This window comes from Litorimonas sp. RW-G-Af-16 (assembly GCF_048319245.1).
Classification (GTDB): domain Bacteria; phylum Pseudomonadota; class Alphaproteobacteria; order Caulobacterales; family Maricaulaceae; genus Litorimonas.
The window spans coordinates 1,252,739-1,271,198 of the sequence record NZ_CP166993.1; the positions used below are offsets into that span (position 1 = coordinate 1,252,739).

Here is an 18,460-nt window from a genome sequence, read left to right on the forward strand (position 1 = left end):
ATGAAAACTGCCGTCATTACCTTCCCGGCGTCTAATTGTAACCGCGACGCAGCGGTCGCCCTAGAGAAGATCACAGGCCATCCGGCGCAAATGATCTGGCACCGCGAGACAGAAATTCCCGATGATGTTCGTTTCGTCGTTCTGCCAGGTGGTTTCTCCTATGGCGACTATCTCCGTTGCGGCGCAATGGCGTCACGCTCGCCTATCGTGAAAGACTTGGTCGCGAAGGCCAATAATGGCTTGGCCGTCGCTGGATTTTGCAATGGTTTCCAAGTTCTAACAGAGGCGGGGTTGCTGCCAGGAGCTTTGATGCGCAACAAGAATTTGAAATTTGTTTGCCGTCCCGAAACACTCAAAATCGCTAATAATGACACTCGTTTCACCTCGAAATACGGCACGAAGTCAGAGGTCATCTTCCCTGTCGCGCACCATGACGGAAATTACTTTGCTGATGACGAGACACTAGGCCGATTGGAAAAAGAAGGCCGCGTCGTCTTTCGCTATGCCAATAATCCAAACGGTTCCGCCCGAGATATTGCAGGTATCGTCAATGAGGCAGGCAATGTCTTTGGCATGATGCCCCATCCAGAACGCGCAGTTGATCCGCTGCACGGCGGCACGGACGGTATTGATCTGTTCAAATCTATTATTGAGAGCATATAATGGCTGTGAAGAAAAAATCAGAGATCACGCCAGAGATCGTGGCTGAGCATGGATTATCAGAAGGCGAGTATGAGATCATTTTGGATCGTTTGGGTCGTGAGCCGAATATCAACGAACTCGGTATCTTCTCCGTCATGTGGTCGGAGCATTGCTCTTATAAATCTTCCCGCCGTCATCTCGGTAAGTTCCTAACCAAGGGGGACAAAGTCATCCAAGGCCCTGGCGAAAATGCGGGCGTTATTGATATTGGCGATGGTGATGCGATTATCTTCAAAATGGAAAGCCATAATCACCCCTCCTATATCGAGCCATACCAAGGTGCTGCGACAGGTGTTGGCGGGATTATGCGCGATGTCTTTACGATGGGAGCCCGCCCGATTGCATTGATGAATGCGCTTCGATTTGGTGAGCCAACGCACCCCAAAACCAAGCAACTCGTCAAAGGCGTTGTTGCTGGCATTGGCGGCTATGGCAACTGCGTTGGCGTGCCGACTGTCGGTGGTGAGACAAATTTTCATAAGGGCTATAACGGTAATATCTTGGTCAATGCGATGTGTGTTGGCCTAGCGAAGGCTGATAATATTTTTCTGTCAGCAGCCAAAGGCGTTGGCAATCCGATCTTCTATGTCGGCTCTAAAACAGGTCGCGACGGCATCCACGGCGCAACCATGGCGTCTGCCGAATTTGACGATGACAGCGAAGAAAAGCGTCCAACTGTGCAGGTCGGCGACCCGTTCACGGAGAAGCTGCTGATCGAGGCCTGCCTAGAGCTTATGGCGACGGACGCCATTATCGCGATCCAAGATATGGGCGCAGCTGGCCTCACCTCCTCCTCTATTGAAATGGCGGATAAAGGCGGCGTGGGCATCCAACTAAACCTTGATAAAGTGCCTCAACGCGAAACGAATATGACGCCTTACGAAATGATGCTGTCGGAGTCTCAAGAGCGGATGCTGATGGTGATTAAGCCGGGCAAAGAAAAGCTCGCTTATGATATTTTCGAGAAGTGGGAACTCGACGTAGCCATGATCGGGAAGACGACTGACACCGGCCGCCTCGTCCTAAAACATAATCGCAAAAAAGTCTGCGATATTCCGATCGCGCCGCTCGCCGATGATGCGCCCAATCTGGATCGCCCATATGAAATTCCTGAAAGCCAGCCGCCTCTATCTTGGACGGATGTGCGCGAGACACAGGACTATAATGACGCTCTGCTCCGCATCATGACCTGCCCTGACGTCGCATCAAAACGCTGGATTTGGGAACAATATGACCGCCACGTGATGGCCGATACAGTGGATAGCAGCCAGAGCGGTGGCGACGCAGCAATCGTGCGTATTCACGGTACAAACAAAGCTGTTGCGATCACGACAGACGTGACGCCGCGCTATTGTTATGCCGACCCGTATGAGGGCGGGAAGCAGTGTGTGGCGGAGACTTGGCGCAACTTGACTGCCGTGGGCGCTGACCCAATCGCAATCACGGATTGTCTGAATTTTGGTAACCCAGAGCGGCCTGAGATCATGGGTCAGCTGGTTGGATGTATCGAAGGCATGAATGAGGCCTGCCGCGCATTTGAGTATCCTGTCGTGTCGGGCAACGTCTCGCTTTATAATGAAACTAATGGTGTTGCGATCCCGCCCACCCCTGCGGTTGGTGGCGTGGGCTTAATCCCAAATCTTGACTATTTCGCGACCCTAACTGGCGCCCAAGAAGGTGATACGCTGATCCTAATTGGCGACACGCAGGGCTGGCTAGGATCGTCATTATACGCGGAGCATGTCACCTCAATCGAAGGCGGCGCACCGCCACCCGTTGATCTCGAGGTTGAAAAAAATAATGGCGACTACGTTCGCAAGCTCATCCGAAATAAGCGCGTTCACGCTGTTCATGACCTCTCAGATGGCGGACTCGCTGTGGCGGCTTGTGAAATGGCTTTCGCCTCCAACATCGGCATGCATTTGCGCGGCGCCATCGGCACGCCGACACATGCATGGCTATTCGGCGAAGACCAAGCCCGTTACCTGATCGCGGTTGAGGAACATAGCGTTAATCCTGTGATTTCAACTGCCAAGAGCAAGGGCGTTCCAGCGCAGGTCGTCGGCACAGTCGGTGGTGACCGTATTAAAGCCGACAATGCTTTCGATGTCACAATCAGTGGTCTACGCGAGCGCAATGAGGCTTGGCTGCCTGAGTTGATGTCATAATGGGTATGCCCGCCGAAGCCATCATCGCCTTGATCAAAGAGGCTATGCCAGATGCAGAGGTCGAAATGATTGACCTCGCGGGTGACAATAATCATTGGAAAGCGGTCATTACAAGCGCGTCGTTTGCAGGCCTTAATCGCGTGCGGCAGCACCAACTCGTATATGCCGCCCTCAAAGGAAAGATGGACGGCGCAGACGGCGAACTGCATGCTCTCGCCTTAGAAACCCGCACCCCTTGAAACCAAGATGTCCTAACCTACTTATAGGTTACTTCCGGAGGAATATTTATGTCTGCAACTGATACTATCAAAAAGACCGTCACTGAAAACGATGTCGTATTTTATATGAAAGGCACACCGACCTTTCCGCAGTGTGGGTTTTCGTCGACCGTTGTCCAAATTTTTGACTATCTCGGTGTCGATTATGCAAGCGTGAATGTATTGGAGAATCCAGACATTCGCCAAGGCATTAAAGACTATAATAACTGGCCGACAATTCCGCAGATATTCGTCAAAGGCGAATTTATCGGCGGCTGCGATATTGCACGTGAAATGTTTGAGAGCGGCGAATTGCGCACCTTTCTCTCTGACAAAGGCATAAAAACCGCCGCGGCCTAACCTCCCGTCGCCACTATGGTTAACCAATCGCTAGGCGCGTATTAAACAGACGGAAACCGTTTTCGCGTATGTTTCGCTCAAATTTGCTGTGGGGGCAAATGGGAGACATAGACATGGCGCGACTAAACCTTTTACTGAAACGACGAAGCCGACCGGAAATTGGTGGGTTCCACGCAGCATATATTGACAAAAAAGCCGGCGGAAAACGCCAAAGCTTAGGAATATTCAGAGCCATGTTTTCGGGCCTGTCGCTGACATTTGGCGCGATGATGTGCTATGTTGCGCTACATTATGTGCCAGCTTTTACCAGCACACATAAAGTTCTCTCGTTCTCAAATGGTGATACATCGGCGGCACGCCTGCAAAATCGCAACCCTGTTCAAAAGCTACTTGGCCCCTACGCTGATGCATTTTCGCTCAAACGCACTTATTTACGCGCAGGACAGAGTATTCAGGTGCAATATGCGATCCCTGCCGGCGCGAAGATGGACTTGAATATCGTCCAATGTCGTCGCCTCTGGGTGATCGAGGTTTTCACCTGCCAGACTGTGTCTCGGAAACACGTCGAGGTCACAAAAAAGGTCGGCACTGAGACATTTCGGTTTCAGGACACAGGTTTTTACTTTTTTGATGAAACAGTGACTTTAGGCGAAAAAGGCAAAGATTACCGCGTGGTGTGGACCCGCAAATAACGCATATAACTCAGTCTTTTACTTGCAAATCTAAGCATTAAAAAACCCGCCTCGGATAAATCCAAGCGGGTTTTTATATTGCAATAAGGGTCGTCGCTTAGCGCGAGTAGAATTCCACTGTGAGGTTTGGTTCCATCACGACAGGATACGGTACTTCATCAAAGCTCGGGACACGTGTGAATGTTGCCTTCATACCTTTTGGATCAAGGCTGATATAATCAGGAATTTCACGTTCTGGAGATTCCAACGCTTCAAGCACCAAAGCCATTGTGCGAGACTTTTCGCGCACTTCAACCACATCACCTTCGCGGACACGGTAGGACGGGATATTGACTTTCTTGCCGTTGACCAAGACGTGGCCGTGATTGACGAACTGACGCGCTGCAAACACAGTTGGCACGAACTTAGCGCGGTAAACCAAGGCATCCAAACGACGCTCTAGTAGACCGATCAAATTCTCGGACGTATCGCCCTTCATCCGTGTCGCTTCATCATATGTGCGGCGGAATTGTTTTTCCGTGATGTTGCCGTAATAGCCTTTTAGCTTTTGCTTTGCCATCAACTGAATACCGAAATCAGACAATTTACCACGACGGTTTTGGCCGTGCTGTCCAGGTGGGTAAGAGCGTTTATTGACAGGTGATTTGGGTCGGCCCCAGATGTTCTCGCCCATGCGGCGATCAATCTTATACTTAGCGGACTGACGTTTTGACACGACGTCTCCTTTTCATTTGACGTGGGCCGGCTGGTCGGACACTTTCCAACAGCGATTACAACGGCGGCTCCACACCTTCCCGTAATATGACGCGGCTTTTAGCGGGCTGGCTTTATATGTCAAGCGCAGCAACGCACGAATTTCACTTACTTTTTGATTGGCAAAAGCTGTGCGCCATGACAAGCGAACGCATGAGCCAGACTCCCAATATAAATGCTGATGGTGAACATCGCAAAGGGCTGATCGCAGGGCTAGCGGCCTATACGTGGTGGGGGCTGTTCCCCGTTTATTTCGTCTTGACTAAGGCTGTACCTGCGCTCGAGATCCTAAGTCACCGTGTTTTGTGGTCTGTTCCATTTTGTTTCCTGATTTTGCTCATGAGGCAGCAACTGCCTGCGCTCTGGACAGCCTTGCGGGATACAAAGACAGTTTTATATCTGGGGATCGCGGCCGTTTTCCTCTCAATCAACTGGGGTGTTTACATTTGGGCGGTGCAGAACGAACAAATCTTTCAGGGTAGCCTTGGGTATTACATCAACCCCCTCCTCTATGTCCTTGTAGGTGTTGTTTTTTTTGGGGAACGCATGAGCCGACTCCAGACTCTCGCGATCGTGCTTGCCCTGCTTGGCGTAACTGTTTTGACAGTTTATGGCGGCGTGTTTCCGTGGATTTCACTCATCCTCGGAGTGACTTTCACATCCTACGGCGTATTTAAAAAACAGGTGAATATCGGCGCTATGCCAGGACTACAGATCGAAACGCTAGTCTTGTTTATTCCAGCCGCCGCTTTGATGTTTTATATCAGCCAAACGGAAGGGCTGGGCTTTACCAATGTGAGTCGCGAAATAGACTTTTTGCTGCTCTTGGCTGGGCCAGTGACCGTCCTCCCCCTCCTCGCATTTTCTTTTGCCGCGCGGCGGATTAAACTCTCAACACTAGGATTTTTGCAATATGTCGGACCGACGTTACAGTTTGGCTGCGGGCTCTATTTCGGAGAAACCTTCACGCCCGCTCATGCGATTTGTTTTATCCTTATCTGGACGGGAGTTGCTATTTTTGCGTGGGATAGCTGGCGCAAGCGACCTCTGCCTACACCATAATCATCATAGTCCTAATTCCCACCTTGCAAGAACCGCCCAAACATTTCACCCGCAGGTGTAGTGCAGAAATATCCGATTAAGTAAAACATAAACATGATCAGGATTTGGCTGAAGAGCAGGAACGCGCCGTCTAACAACATATTTTGATCTGGCGCCATAGGCGTGCTTTTCAAATTATGGCGGCGAGCGGTCGCGAAGATTAAAGTTGAGGCCAAAGCCAGCCCAATCAAGACAAATGGAGTCACGCGATAAAATCCCGCCACACCCGCCACGATCAACAATAAATATCCTAGATATTTCATACCAATTTTCCCAACTGTCATAGCTATGCCTTATACATCTTCGCCGCGCGCGCGTCTGATTTTTAGCAACGCTTCGCCGCGGCCTTTAACAAGCGCTTTGATCATACCGCGAAATGTTCGGATTTCCTGCGCACTCATTTTGGCCCGTGTCAAAGGCGCACGAATATTTTGCGCCATAAGAGGTTTCTTGGCCGCTGGAAAGAAAAAGCCTGCAGCGTCGAGTTCTGTCTCCAAATGCTCCATTAAGCGCGTCAGGTCTTCCCGTGGCGCAACTTCGCTACGGGAACCATCAAACAGGTCAGGGATCAACTGATCCGCGCTGCTCGCCCAAATATAAGCAAAAATATTGACGGCTTGCGCCAAGTTGAGCGATTGGAAAGCCGGGTTCACGGGATAAGTCAAAATCGCATCGGTGAGGACAACATCAGCATTGGTTAGCCCTGCCTTTTCTGGCCCAAACAAAATGCCAGTTCGCTTCCCTGCGGCTTCATAAGTCCGCATTTGTGGGCCGACGACATCGGTGCCGATGACAGGCACTTCCAACTCTCTACGGCGAGCCGTCGCGGATAGGACATAGGTCAAATCCGAGACCGCTGCCTCCACGCTGTCAAAGACTTGAGCGTTTTGTAATACGGGCAAAGCCCCTGCCGCCATGCTATCGGCATCTGGATTGGGCCAGCCATCTCGCGGACTCACAAGGCGCAATTCCGTCAGGCCAAAGTTCAGCATGCAGCGACACGCCGCGCCAATATTCTGGCCCAGCTGCGGCCGCACCAACACAACAACAGGCGCAGAAGTGGCAGGTTGCTCCACCACGCGGCCCATTTGATCTTTGACTGTCTTCGTCTTGCTCAAAGCTTCGTCTTTCCTGCCCGCGCATGTTTTGTGCGGGGTCTTTACGTCTTAGGTCTTTAAAACTCGCTCGCACAGTGTTAGAGGCTGCGCAACTTAACTTTCGACCTGCTTACAGAGGACATTATGGCTAAAATCAAGGTAAATAATCCCGTCGTTGACATGAATGGTGACGAGATGACCCGCATCATCTGGGACATGATCAAGGATCGCTTGATCCATCCCTATTTGGACATTGATCTGCTTGACTATGATCTGTCTATTCAGTCACGCGATGCAACGGATGACCAAATCACGATTGATGCCGCCAATGCGATTAAAAAACACAATGTCGGCATTAAATGCGCGACGATTACACCTGATGAGCAGCGGGTCGAAGAATTTGACCTCAAGAAAATGTGGCGCTCCCCGAATGGTACAATCCGCAACATTCTCGGCGGTGTTGTCTTCCGCGAGCCAATCATCTGTAACAATGTCCCTCGCCTCATACCCGGTTGGACGCAGCCTATCGTGATTGGCCGTCACGCCTTTGGTGACCAGTACAAGGCCACAGACTTCCTCGTCCCTGGCGCGGGTAAGTTAACAATGACATGGGAAGGCGAAAACGGCGAAAAGATTGAAAAAGAAGTCTTTGATTTCCCAGAATCTGGTGTGGCGATGGGGATGTATAACCTTGATGCCTCTATCCGTGACTTCGCGCGTGCCTGCATGAATTATGGTGTGTCTCGCAAATGGCCTGTCTACCTGTCGACAAAAAACACAATTCTCAAAAAATATGACGGACGCTTCAAAGACATCTTCCAAGAAGTCTATGACGCAGAATTTGCCGATAAATTCGCAGAATTTGGCGGAGAATATCAACATCGTTTGATCGACGACATGGTCGCAGCGGCCATGAAGTGGTCTGGCGGTTATATCTGGGCTTGTAAAAATTATGATGGCGATGTGCAATCAGACACAGTCGCGCAAGGCTTTGGCTCGCTCGGTCTGATGACGTCATTCTTGCTGACACCCGATGGGAAGACGATGGAAGCAGAGGCTGCCCACGGCACTGTGACACGTCACTACCGCAACCACCAAAAGGGTCAGGCAACATCCACAAACTCGACTGCGTCAATCTTCGCATGGACACGAGGCCTCGCGCATCGCGCCAAGCTCGATGACAATGAAGCGCTGTTGAAATTCGCGGAAGGTCTTGAAAAGACTACGGTCGAAACTATCGAAGGTGGCCAGATGACCAAAGACCTTGCCCTCCTCGTCGGTGATCAGCAAGGCTGGTTGACAACGGAAGGTTACCTAGAAGCGATTGCCGAGAACTTCGAGCGCAAAATGACCTAATTCAAGCGCGCATTGTCTGCGCCGCAGAGATAAATCAAAGCCCGCTTAAGAGTTATTCTTGGGCGGGCTTTTTTGTGCTATGAGATATGCATGCAGAACTTTCTGATAACATCCCTCATCGCATCCATCTTGCTGACACTAGCCCTTAATTTGCTGCCAGCTTTATTCCCCAAAGCTGCGGAAAAAGCGGAGCAAAAAATCGTCGAGACAATGCAAAAAAACGCACCGCGACCGCGTTGACCCCAGCACGCCGAAAGTGCGCGTATTCTTCCCGTGGAGAGCAATGCTGATTCTCTCAATCGGACTGACACTCGCCGTCAACCTGATCGCTGTTTTGGCACGATAAGCTAACCGCCATTTTGCACTTCGTTGAGCCCTAGCGCTGCGACAGCCGCTACGGCGCACATTATCGCCATCACGACAATAACGCTGACGACCCCAGCAATGCTCGCTAGCAAGCTAAATGCGCCGCCAAGCACGAGCAATAAACCAATGACTGTATTCGATAGCGCCGTATAGGCGGCCCGTGTGTCTTCAGTCGCCATATCCATTAAATGCGTGTTTCGGCCAATGCGGACACCGCGGTAAGCTATCATCAAAACGAACAGCAATCCTGGCAAGGCAAAGCTGTGATTAATAAAGCCGAGCGAGGCTGCAAACGCCGTCACGATTAAGGCGACACACGATACGATGCCTGCTAAAATCAACACCTTTCGGCTTGAACGGTCAGAGAGTTTTCCCCAGATAAACCCAGATATGAGCCCTGCTAATGCGGAGGCTAAAACCAAAGCGCCGAGCGTGTTTAATACCGTCCCTCCTCCCGCGCTTGTTGCTAGAGCAAGCATGAAAGGTGGCGCTAGGGCTGTGGCAGTTAACAGTCCGCGGACAGCGATAAAGCGGCGAAGCTGCGCATCTTCTTTCAGTAAACTCAGGTCTTTCAACACGCTCTTAAAGGTCGCAGCATCCTTTCGGGTCGAGCTTTTTGGCTCGGATACTGACCCATATATTAAACCGCTAACGATCCAGAATACACCCGCAAGGGTCAGGCCACCCGTCACCAACTGACTGCGCGGAACAATTTCAAACATCAACAAGACTGCGAAAATGATGACCCCCGCCGCAGCAATGGAACTTGCCAGCCCTGTCGCCGTGCCACGTCTAGAATTAGCAATCGTTTTGCCCATGACATCTTTGATCGAGACAGAGCAAACGCTGCGGGCAAGTGCCAAAATCGTCAATATAGCTAAGATCGCGAGACCACCTGACTGTCCCGTCATCTGCGCACTCACAAAAGCCAAAGCGAGCGCACACAAGCCTTGGATAATAGAGCATAGCGACCACAACCATTTCCGACGCTGCAGGCCATGAATATAGGCGGCTGTAAAAAGCTGCGGCAGGAGAGCCCCCGCTTCTCGGATAGGCACCAATAAACCAACCAAAGCGGTTGGTGCGCCGATCGCAGTCATCAACCAAGCCAGAACAAGTTTCGGGTCGATAAGGCCATCTGCGATTTTTGTCAGCGATAGAGACGCGACATGGGTTAAAAAATTCCGGGGTTCATTTGGTAATTCATCGACATTAGAGCCATTTTCTGACGCTGTTAGTGAGCGAAAAACGCGTGAGCTTAGGCTATTCATATTACGCGGTCTTCCACACAGCGAGGCCATTGCCTTGCGGGTCGGTAAAATGAAACCGTCGACCGCCTGGGAAGTCAAACTGCGCTATCGTGATAGTCCCACCCGCCGCCTTCACCGCAGCTTCCGTGGCGTCCAAATCATCAGAAAAAATGACTGGCAAAGCGCCTTGATCAGAACACACGCGCCCGGCATCGCCATCAAAGCCACCGTCAATTCCTGCCCCGCTAAAGCTAGCGTAGTTTGGGCCGTAATCGGTAAAGGTCCACCCAAAAACAGCGGCGTAAAATGCTTTAGCTTCAGACAGATGTTTTACTGGAAGTTCTATGTAATTGATTGTGTGATGTTGGCTCATAGGGCGTCTCTATATCGTGTGCGATTTTCCCGCTTCGATGGTGTCCAAGGAGAGCGGCATGATCTCGCGTTCTGTGATATTTGTGCGCGCTTTATCAAACGTCATCAACTGTCCATCGATAACCGCGACCAATCGCCCGCCAGACGCGAGTTGATCCAGCAACATTTGTGGCGGCGCGAGACAGGCACAGCCCAAGATTATGCGATCAAACGGCGCTTGGCCTTTCCACCCATAACGACCATCGCCATGACGAATGACTATGTTCTGGATCGCCAAAGTTTTGAAGCGGTCTTCGGCATCGCTTATCAGAGTTTTGTAGCGTTCCACCGCATATACGCGCGTGACAATTTTGGACAAAATCGCTGTCTGATAACCGCTACCGACCCCGATTTCGAGCAGCTTATGATCGCGTGACAACCCAGCAATCTGGCACATCAAAGCAATCGTTAGCGGCTCAGACAGGCTCTGCCCGCAAGCAAGGGGGAGCGACTGCGCTTCATAGGCGACAGGCCAATCTTCTTTGCGGACGAAGTGTTTACGGTCGACCAGTTCCATCGCGCGCAGCACAGCATTATCAGATATGCCTCGCCCGCGAAGCGCCATAATCATATCTATCAGCCCAGGATTAAACAGGACTTACTCCAATGCTCGCAAAGTGTCTTCATGTGTCAGGTCTGTGTATAACGGCGTGACTGAGATATAGCCGTCATATATGGCTCGTAAATCCGTGCCGACAGGCGGGTTGGACTTCTTTGCCCCATAGGTCAGCCAAAAGTAATGCCCACCGCGCGGGTAATCGCGCTTCTCGACGCCCGTCATTTGAAAATCACGATGCCCTTGTCGTGTAATCTGCACGCCTTTGACAGCATCTGGCGCCGCGTCAGGGAAGTTGACAGATAAGATAACATTTGCGGGCCAACCCTTTGATAATAAGTCTTTTATGATCTTCGGACCATGTTGCTCTGCGGTTTCCCAAGGCAAGCTACCCGCGCCCTGAAATCCTCGTGCGAGGGATAATGCGATAGACGGTATCCCCATCTGCATGCCTTGGAGCGCCCCTGCGATAGTCCCGCTAAACGTGACGTCTTCAGCCAAGTTCTGCCCGCGATTGACGCCAGAGAGGATCAAGTCAGGTGCGTGGTCTTTCAGCAAGTCTTTTAAGCCTACAATTACACTATCCGTGGGTGTGCCAGACACGCAAAATACACGGTCTTCCAGCTTTTTCAGCCGCACAGGGTTGTGCAGCGACACCCCACGCGAGGCAGCGGATTGTTCTGTTTCCGGTGCGCACACCCAGACGTCATCAGATAACTTGGCAGCGATACGGCGCAGCACAGACATGCCCTCGGCTCTGACGCCATCATCATTGGTAAGGAGAATTCTCATTGAATGACCGTCACGCCGCCCATATACGGCACAAGCACCTCTGGCACGGTGATTGATCCATCTTCGTTTTGATAATTCTCTAGCACCGCTACCAATGTCCGTCCGACCGCTAGGCCAGAGCCGTTGAGTGTGTGGACGAAGCGGTTGTCTTTCTCGGCGTGTTTGTAACGCGCTTGCATGCGGCGGGCTTGGAAATCACCACAGTTAGAGATGGAGGAAATTTCGCGATAGGTGTTCTGGCTCGGCAGCCAGACTTCGATGTCATAGGTGCGGCGCGCACCAAAGCCCAGGTCGCCAGTGCAAAGCTCCACGACACGGTATGGCAGCTTGAGGCGCTTCAGCACTTCCTCGGCGCAGCCCAGCATACGCTTATGCTCCGCCTCGCTCTCTTCGGGGCGGGTGATGGAGACCAATTCGACCTTGTTGAATTGATGCTGGCGGATCATACCTTTGGTATCACGGCCCGCGCTGCCGGCCTCGCTGCGGAAACACGGCGTATGTGCCGTCATCCGCATGGGAAGTTTGTCAGCGTCGACAATGCTCTCACGCACGATGTTGGTAAGGGAAACTTCGGCGGTCGGGATCAGGTAGTGGGCCATGCCGTCTGCTGCATCGCGTGCATCAGATTTCTTCCAAAGTTGCGCATCCACCTCTGCTACTTTTTTTGACAATTCAGCAAAAGTCTGCGGGTCAGATTTCTCTAAAGCAGCCCACCCGCCACGCTCTCCTATTGCACGGTTGAGCTGTTTTTGCGCCGTAATTAAAGGTGCCATATCGGCATCCAGCGCTGCTTGTGAGCCTTGAATTTTATACAAATCTTCCTCAAACTTTGGCAGTTGACCTGTGCCGTAAAGCGCTTCACCCCGCACCAAAAACGGCGGGCTGGTCTCAACATAGCCATGCTCTTCCGTCTGCAAGTCGAGCATGAACGCGGCCAAAGCCCTATCCAGCCGTGATAATTTTCCAGACAGCACAACGAAGCGGCTCCCGCTCATCTTCGCGGCCGTTTCGAAATCCATCATACCGAGCGCTTCGCCCAAATCCGCGTGATCTTTTGGCTCAAACGCCAGCTTGGTCGGCTCCATAAAGGTATGAAGCTCGACATTTCCGCTCTCGTCTTCGCCCTCGGGAACATCCACGAATGGCACATTTGGCGTGGAGGATAGCAATGCGTCTAGCTGCGCCTTCTCGCTTTCGACCTGTGCGCCCATAGCGGCAATCACGTTTTTCGCCCCCGCAACCTCGGTCTTAAGGCGTTCGGCCTCTTCCTTATCGCCCTTGCCCATGGCCTGGCCGATCATTTTGGAAGACTTATTCCGCGCGGCCTCGGCCTCTTGCACAACTTGCATTGCTTTTCGGATCAAGGCGTCTTGATCGAGGATTTTCTTAGAAAGCGGCTCTAAGCCACGTTTCGCCCAGAGGCGGTCAAATTCTTCCGGATTGTCTCGGATGGCTTTAATATCAAACATGGTGACGTCGCTTTATAATAGAGTTTGGCAAGCTATAGCCCTGCGTCTGACTCGCGTAAAGCGCCGTCAATCGCATAGGTGTCGAATATGTGACGATCCGAACAGATTGCAGCGGCGTTCATTGCCTGTTTACCTTGGCGCAACTATAGCGCGCGCGTTCATGTTCTAAAGGAGATCATCATGAAACGTATTTTGCTCGCGTCTGCTATGACGCTTACACTCGCAGCCCCTGCCTTCGCACAATCTAGCCTGACAGAGGGTTGGGCCGGTGAAGCCTCATTGACAGGCTCAAAAACCACAGGTAACACAGAAACCACAGATGTTGGCCTCGGCCTCAAGCTCGCAAAGGAAGGCGAAACTTGGACGCATAAGTTCGACGCCCTTGCCGATTACGGTAAAAATTCTGATATTAAAAACAAGCAGCGCTTCCAAGTCGGCTACCAAATCGACCGTCACCTGAATGAGCGCACTTATGTCTTTGGTAATGCTGACTATTTCAGCGATGATTTCGGTGCATACAAGCAAGGCTCATATCTAGGCGCAGGTGTTGGGTATAAAGCGATCCTGCCTGGCCCAATCGGCTGGAACCTAGAAGGCGGCGCAGGCTACCGCACACAGAAGTCACGCATTACAGATAATGACATTCTGACAAATCCAGAAGGCCTCGCTAGCGAAACAGAGAATGAATTAGCCCTGCGTGCATTTTCAGATTTCGATTATCAGTTCAACGACAATGTGTCTTTGTTCAATGATACAGAAATCACCTACTCTTCGTCCGATACATATATCTGGAACGAGACAGGCATTACGGCCACATTGGCAGGTAATCTGGCCGCGCGCGCCTCTTTCCGTATCGATACGCATAGCGATGTCCCAGCGGGTCGTGAGAAGACTGATACCGTCACACGCTTTGGTATTGTCTACACAATGAAGTAAAATCTATAGCGCTCTCGGCTTTGGTCGGGGGCGTATTTTTCTTAAGCCTGCTTTTGTGGGATCGGCATTGTCTCGCCATGTATTTCGTCGCATAAAAGACCATGCTCACTCACCTCCTCTTAATGCGTCACGCAAAGTCTTCTTGGTCAGACGGATCTATGTCCGACCATGAGCGGCCGTTAAATACGCGCGGAGAACAATCTGCAACAGCGATTGGTGCTACGTTGACTGCGCGAGGCTATGCCCCTGATATTATCTGGAGTTCAGACGCCAAGCGCACGCGGCAGACGGCGATGCTGCTAATCCGGGCGATCCCGGGCGCGCAGGAAGTTCATTACAATCCCGACTTTTATCATGCGAGCGCTGAGCAAGTCCTGATGATTTGCGGCAAAGAGATTGAACCGCAGGGGCGTCTTATGCTGCTAGGCCACAATCCAGGCTGGGCCGCGCTACATGAATATTTCACACGGAGACCCCATGACTATCCGACTGGCGCTTGCACAGTGCTAGAGCGCACAAACCGCGGGGGCGGAGATTGGCTCTCCCCTAGCAGCTGGCGCATGATTGATCTTGTTCTCCCTCGTGAGATCATGTCTTGAAGGTTATAATCGCATTGTGGCGGTTGTTTTGGGTCTTTGCCTTCTATCCCATCGCATTCGCCCTAATGATCTGGCTATGGATTAAGGGGGCACACTGGGCATGGGGCTTGGTCGTGATCTGCGGCGTGCTGATCCTTGATCCCATGTGGGGATTACTAGCACGGCGTTTGCGAGAGTTGACGCCAAAAAAATAGGCGCCACCGCAGAGGGTGGTCGCCAAAGTCTTGTCCAAATCCAAAGGGGGAAGATTTAGACTGTTCATGCCATCAAGGGACTAAGAAGACAGTAACACCCTATCTACGATATGCACCACACCATTGGATTTCATGATGTCCGCTTTTTTTACGCTGGCTAGTCCGCCTTGCTCGTCTTTCACCATCAGATTACCATCTGACAGTACAGCTGTAAGCTTTGCTCCGCTGAGCGTCTCGACTTCGACGGAGCCGCCATTTTGTTCGGCCAGACCGATGATATCAGCTGCGGACAGCTTTCCCGCCACAACATGGGCTTTCAAAATGTTTTGGAGCGAGCCAATATTCTCAGGCTTAAGAAGTGTGTCGACTGTACCAGTTGGCAATTCCTCAAACGCCATATTGGTTGGTGCAAAGACTGTCAGCGGCCCATCGCCAGATAGCGCACCGACGAGGTCAGCTGCTTTGACGGCCGCGACCAAGGTAGAGAGGCTCTCCGTAGCTACGGCAGCATCAACGATCGTACCTTTCTTGTCTTTCTTATAATTCCCAACATAGACAATAGGTGACGACATAACAGCGGTGTTTGCCGTTGTTGTATGTTGAGCCGTTTGTTTCGCTTTTTTCATGGCGCAATCACTGGCATTGGCTGTGCCTGCGATAGCGAATGAGGCTGTAATGAATGTGACGAGCGCAGTGTTGCGCTTTACACGGGAAGTTAGGGTTTTCATGGGTCTCTCCAATGAGATAGGCCCTTGACCGTAGTCTGGCGGGGGGCAGTTGAGTCCCTCGAATATGCGAGGTTATATTGCCTACGCCGCGCAATCTTCTAACGATTTCACTCTTACAGAGGTGTAATTCAGATGTTAGCTGGCCGTAATGTTAACGGGCCAGAAACTATAACTTTACAATCTTAAAAATAAGTCGTGACATAATACACTTATTACGATAGTTCAAGAATCGTTGCTGGTGATCTCATCCCAACTCACATCAGCACGTGAATGGCAGCGCAATCCCACGCAAGGCTGCCGAAACAGGTGGGCTGGTCAATGGCCTCCTCTCATCCCGGTGAGGACATCGACCAGCCGCCAATTCTTTCATTTGAACAGGTTGGCTGCAGCAGTACAAAACTAAAAAGTCAGTCCTCTAGTTCAACGACAAAAGCGTGTCCTGCTCTCGCAACTTCCACAGCAAGAACATCGCCATGAGCGTTGGTATAGCCGCCATAAATGTCGGAATGAATTTCTCTGTCCCTGGAATCATGTATGGCAAGCTCATCAACGTACCGACCAAATGGATCAAGAAGACCAGACCATAGCTTATTTTCTTTTTAAATCCGATGATGAACGCAATCAGTAAGATCACCCAGCCAACACCTATTAATGTTGTCATAATGTCAGGTTGCGTGAAGTGATAATATTTCTCAGAAATGCCCTTGGCATTCTTTCCGCCGTCAATGAACCTCATCAGAATCCAAGGCAGCAGAAAAATCGCAATCGAAAGTCGCGTCAAAAAAAGTGGTAATCTTAAATTTGGCATGTAGCCCTCCCTTTATATATCGAGGGTCTAGCATATTTCAGGCATCTTACCCGTCACATCATTGTGAGCTATGCTGTTTCACCCCGTAGTCGGGCACGCGCCTTTTCTGCCCCCATTAACATCAGAATCGGTCCCATTTCTGGGCCGTGGTCGCGTCCTGTCAGCGCCCGACGTAGCGGCATAAAGAGCGTTTTACCTTTGCGCGCGTGATCAACCTTCAACGTGCCTATCCACTCGCTCCATGTGTCAGCTGTGATGTTATCAGGCAGGCAATTCGCGGCAGCTTTACAGAAATCCACGTCTTCTGGCTCGATACGCCCAGGCATAGGCGAGTAGATAACAGTCGACCAACCTGCCGCGTCCACGACCTTTGTCACATTCGCACGAATGACATTCCAAAACGCCTCGCCTCCGCCAACATTCAGGCTATCAAGATGGTCTTTCACATCCGCATAAGGCGTTTCGTGCAGAATTTTGCCGTTTATCAGGAGCAATTCATCTTCGTCAAAACGGGCGGGCGCACGACCAATTTTGGAAAAGCTGAATTCATCTTTTAGGACATCCATAGATGGACGCGCCTCGATCGGATCAGACGTTCCGATTTTAGCTAGCAATGAACAAATCGCCATAGGCTCCAAGCCTTGTTCGCGCAGTTCTTGCATCGACAAAGAGCCAAGACGCTTGGATAGCCCCTTCCCGTCTTTCCCGACCAGCAATGGCGTATGCGCAAATTTTGGGAGATGGTTAGATAGGGCGCGAAAGACTTCTATCTGGGCACCAGAATTCGTGACATGATCTTCGCCGCGAATAACGTGGGTGATTTTCTCTTCAATATCATCAACCACGCTAGGTAGCGTGTATAAAAAAGAGCCGTCCTCACGGATCAAGACTGGATCAGACAATGACGCAGTATCAACGGTTTGCTCGCCGCGTATGACATCATCCCACGTAACAGGATTGCCAGATAGCTTAAACCGCCAATGCGGCTTGCGACCTTCGGCTTCCAGTGCAGCTCTATCAGCGTCCGTAAGTTCCAGCGCTGCGCGATTATAGACGGGAGGCTTACTTTGCACGCGTTGTAATTTGCGCTGACGGTCCAGTTCATCCGCTGTCTCGTAGCACGGATATAAAAGCCCCTCTTCTTTGAGCTTTTTCGCCGCCGCTTCATAACTTGGAAAGCGGTGGGATTGATTGAACGTATTGTCCCAATTCAGGCCCAGCCATGTCAAATCGTCCTTGATACCCTGCTCATATTCATTCGTGCTGCGCTCAAGGTCTGTATCATCAATCCGTAAGATCAGTTTACCGCTCTGCTCCCGCACAAACAGCCAGTTGAGCAACGCCGTGCGGACATTGCCGACATGTAAACGGCCAGTGGGTGACGGGGCAAAACGGGCGATGACAGTCATTTAGATAACCTTTGAAACTATTCGCGGGGTCTTAGGGGAATACAGGTTGAATTGGAAGAGGCAAGACATTACCATCACCGCTGCTCGGCTTGCATGTTCTCGGCATCATAAAGGGGTCGCCACCAAGCAAATGGCGCGGGAACTAGCTTTGAACCATCATTTATTCGGAAATAATATACATCACCCCGTCTTAGTGGACCTGGTGATGATTCCGTCAATTTCAGTGAAACAATCTTCCCGCTGCAACTCGCACGCTCCATTTCCAAAATCTCGATTTCATTGAGACTTGCAATTGCTGTCGCTGGTTCACCATCGAAAGAAACTTCTTCGTCAGGCAAGAGAGTCTTGTTTTTTATTTTACCAATAAAGTCTAATTGTCCCGCTATGTCGCAGGTCAATAATTCTGGTTTTCTTGGAATTGAACTACAAGCAGAACTAACAAAAATTAGCATCATT

At 51.1% G+C, this 18,460-nt stretch carries 22 protein-coding genes; 10 read left to right on the top strand and 12 right to left on the bottom strand.

Annotation, left to right across the window (positions count from 1 at the left end; all coding sequences use genetic code 11):
• The 5 genes from purQ (at position 1) to AB8615_RS06270 (ending at position 4,179) form a co-directional block, all read left to right on the top strand.
• Complete coding sequence (gene purQ, locus AB8615_RS06250) at positions 1-663, top strand: phosphoribosylformylglycinamidine synthase subunit PurQ (RefSeq protein WP_409434048.1); 663 nt, start codon at positions 1-3, stop codon at positions 661-663.
• Positions 663-2,870, top strand: coding sequence for a phosphoribosylformylglycinamidine synthase subunit PurL (purL, locus tag AB8615_RS06255; RefSeq protein ID WP_409434049.1), 2,208 nt, complete (start codon positions 663-665; stop codon positions 2,868-2,870). Before purQ ends, purL begins: the two co-directional genes overlap by 1 nt.
• Entirely contained in the window at positions 2,870-3,109 is a 240-nt protein-coding gene (locus AB8615_RS06260) for a BolA family protein (RefSeq protein ID WP_409434050.1), read from the top strand. Before purL ends, AB8615_RS06260 begins: the two co-directional genes overlap by 1 nt.
• Before the next feature lie 48 nt (positions 3,110-3,157).
• A complete protein-coding gene (gene grxD, locus AB8615_RS06265) occupies positions 3,158-3,487 on the top strand; it encodes a Grx4 family monothiol glutaredoxin (protein ID WP_418153045.1) in 330 nt (109 codons plus the stop codon).
• A 233-nt stretch (positions 3,488-3,720) separates the two neighbouring features.
• A complete protein-coding gene (locus AB8615_RS06270; protein ID WP_409434052.1) occupies positions 3,721-4,179 on the top strand; it encodes a hypothetical protein in 459 nt (152 codons plus the stop codon).
• A gap of 97 nt (positions 4,180-4,276) precedes the next feature.
• On the opposite strand, the gene rpsD is transcribed toward AB8615_RS06270, so the two are convergent.
• Entirely contained in the window at positions 4,277-4,894 is a 618-nt protein-coding gene (gene rpsD / locus AB8615_RS06275) for a 30S ribosomal protein S4 (protein ID WP_409434053.1), read from the bottom strand.
• 191 nt (positions 4,895-5,085) lie between these two features.
• Here rpsD and rarD point away from each other — a divergent pair, with 191 nt between their 5' ends.
• The gene (gene rarD, locus AB8615_RS06280) at positions 5,086-5,994 is read left to right on the top strand and encodes an EamA family transporter RarD (protein ID WP_418153047.1); all 909 of its coding nucleotides are present in this window, start codon (positions 5,086-5,088) and stop codon (positions 5,992-5,994) included.
• Between the two features lie 11 nt (positions 5,995-6,005).
• Here rarD and AB8615_RS06285 read toward each other — a convergent pair whose 3' ends face one another.
• Together AB8615_RS06285 and AB8615_RS06290 are read right to left on the bottom strand one after the other, a co-directional pair.
• Positions 6,006-6,317: a hypothetical protein gene (locus tag AB8615_RS06285; RefSeq protein ID WP_409434055.1), complete on the bottom strand. Its 312-nt coding sequence runs from the start codon at positions 6,315-6,317 to the stop codon at positions 6,006-6,008.
• A gap of 9 nt (positions 6,318-6,326) precedes the next feature.
• Positions 6,327-7,151, bottom strand: coding sequence for an RNA methyltransferase (locus AB8615_RS06290; RefSeq protein ID WP_409434056.1), 825 nt, complete (start codon positions 7,149-7,151; stop codon positions 6,327-6,329).
• A 123-nt stretch (positions 7,152-7,274) separates the two neighbouring features.
• On the opposite strand from AB8615_RS06290, the gene AB8615_RS06295 reads away from it, so the two are divergent.
• Together AB8615_RS06295 and AB8615_RS06300 are read left to right on the top strand one after the other, a co-directional pair.
• A complete protein-coding gene (locus AB8615_RS06295; protein ID WP_418153050.1) occupies positions 7,275-8,486 on the top strand; it encodes an NADP-dependent isocitrate dehydrogenase in 1,212 nt (403 codons plus the stop codon).
• 90 nt (positions 8,487-8,576) lie between these two features.
• A complete protein-coding gene (locus AB8615_RS06300; RefSeq protein ID WP_418153052.1) occupies positions 8,577-8,726 on the top strand; it encodes a hypothetical protein in 150 nt (49 codons plus the stop codon).
• A 107-nt stretch (positions 8,727-8,833) separates the two neighbouring features.
• On the opposite strand, the gene AB8615_RS06305 is transcribed toward AB8615_RS06300, so the two are convergent.
• From AB8615_RS06305 to serS, 5 genes are read right to left on the bottom strand one after another with little or no spacing between them, the layout of a single operon-like run.
• Positions 8,834-10,123 carry an MFS transporter gene (locus tag AB8615_RS06305; protein ID WP_409434058.1) on the bottom strand — a complete coding sequence of 430 codons (1,290 nt, stop codon included), beginning with the start codon at positions 10,121-10,123 and terminating at the stop codon, positions 8,834-8,836.
• Between the two features lies 1 nt (position 10,124).
• A complete protein-coding gene (locus AB8615_RS06310) occupies positions 10,125-10,475 on the bottom strand; it encodes a VOC family protein (RefSeq protein ID WP_409434059.1) in 351 nt (116 codons plus the stop codon).
• A gap of 9 nt (positions 10,476-10,484) precedes the next feature.
• Positions 10,485-11,078 carry a protein-L-isoaspartate(D-aspartate) O-methyltransferase gene (locus AB8615_RS06315; RefSeq protein WP_409434060.1) on the bottom strand — a complete coding sequence of 198 codons (594 nt, stop codon included), beginning with the start codon at positions 11,076-11,078 and terminating at the stop codon, positions 10,485-10,487.
• A 33-nt stretch (positions 11,079-11,111) separates the two neighbouring features.
• Positions 11,112-11,861: a 5'/3'-nucleotidase SurE gene (surE, locus tag AB8615_RS06320; RefSeq protein ID WP_409434061.1), complete on the bottom strand. Its 750-nt coding sequence runs from the start codon at positions 11,859-11,861 to the stop codon at positions 11,112-11,114.
• Positions 11,858-13,330 carry a serine--tRNA ligase gene (serS, locus tag AB8615_RS06325; protein ID WP_409434062.1) on the bottom strand — a complete coding sequence of 491 codons (1,473 nt, stop codon included), beginning with the start codon at positions 13,328-13,330 and terminating at the stop codon, positions 11,858-11,860. Before serS ends, surE begins: the two co-directional genes overlap by 4 nt.
• 180 nt (positions 13,331-13,510) lie before the next feature.
• Here serS and AB8615_RS06330 point away from each other — a divergent pair, with 180 nt between their 5' ends.
• Positions 13,511-14,266, top strand: coding sequence for a DUF481 domain-containing protein (locus tag AB8615_RS06330; RefSeq protein ID WP_409434063.1), 756 nt, complete (start codon positions 13,511-13,513; stop codon positions 14,264-14,266).
• 122 nt (positions 14,267-14,388) lie between these two features.
• Positions 14,389-14,865: a SixA phosphatase family protein gene (locus tag AB8615_RS06335; RefSeq protein WP_409434073.1), complete on the top strand. Its 477-nt coding sequence runs from the start codon at positions 14,389-14,391 to the stop codon at positions 14,863-14,865.
• A 274-nt stretch (positions 14,866-15,139) separates the two neighbouring features.
• Here AB8615_RS06335 and AB8615_RS06340 read toward each other — a convergent pair whose 3' ends face one another.
• From AB8615_RS06340 to AB8615_RS06355, 4 genes are all read right to left on the bottom strand, one after another.
• Positions 15,140-15,787, bottom strand: coding sequence for a fasciclin domain-containing protein (locus AB8615_RS06340; protein WP_409434065.1), 648 nt, complete (start codon positions 15,785-15,787; stop codon positions 15,140-15,142).
• 415 nt (positions 15,788-16,202) lie between these two features.
• Positions 16,203-16,595 carry a hypothetical protein gene (locus AB8615_RS06345; RefSeq protein ID WP_409434066.1) on the bottom strand — a complete coding sequence of 131 codons (393 nt, stop codon included), beginning with the start codon at positions 16,593-16,595 and terminating at the stop codon, positions 16,203-16,205.
• A 68-nt stretch (positions 16,596-16,663) separates the two neighbouring features.
• Positions 16,664-18,004: a glutamate--tRNA ligase gene (gltX, locus tag AB8615_RS06350; protein ID WP_418153056.1), complete on the bottom strand. Its 1,341-nt coding sequence runs from the start codon at positions 18,002-18,004 to the stop codon at positions 16,664-16,666.
• Between the two features lie 74 nt (positions 18,005-18,078).
• Positions 18,079-18,459, bottom strand: a complete 381-nt coding sequence (locus AB8615_RS06355; RefSeq protein ID WP_409434068.1) for a hypothetical protein — start codon at positions 18,457-18,459, stop codon at positions 18,079-18,081.
• Between the last annotated feature and the right edge of the window lies 1 nt (position 18,460).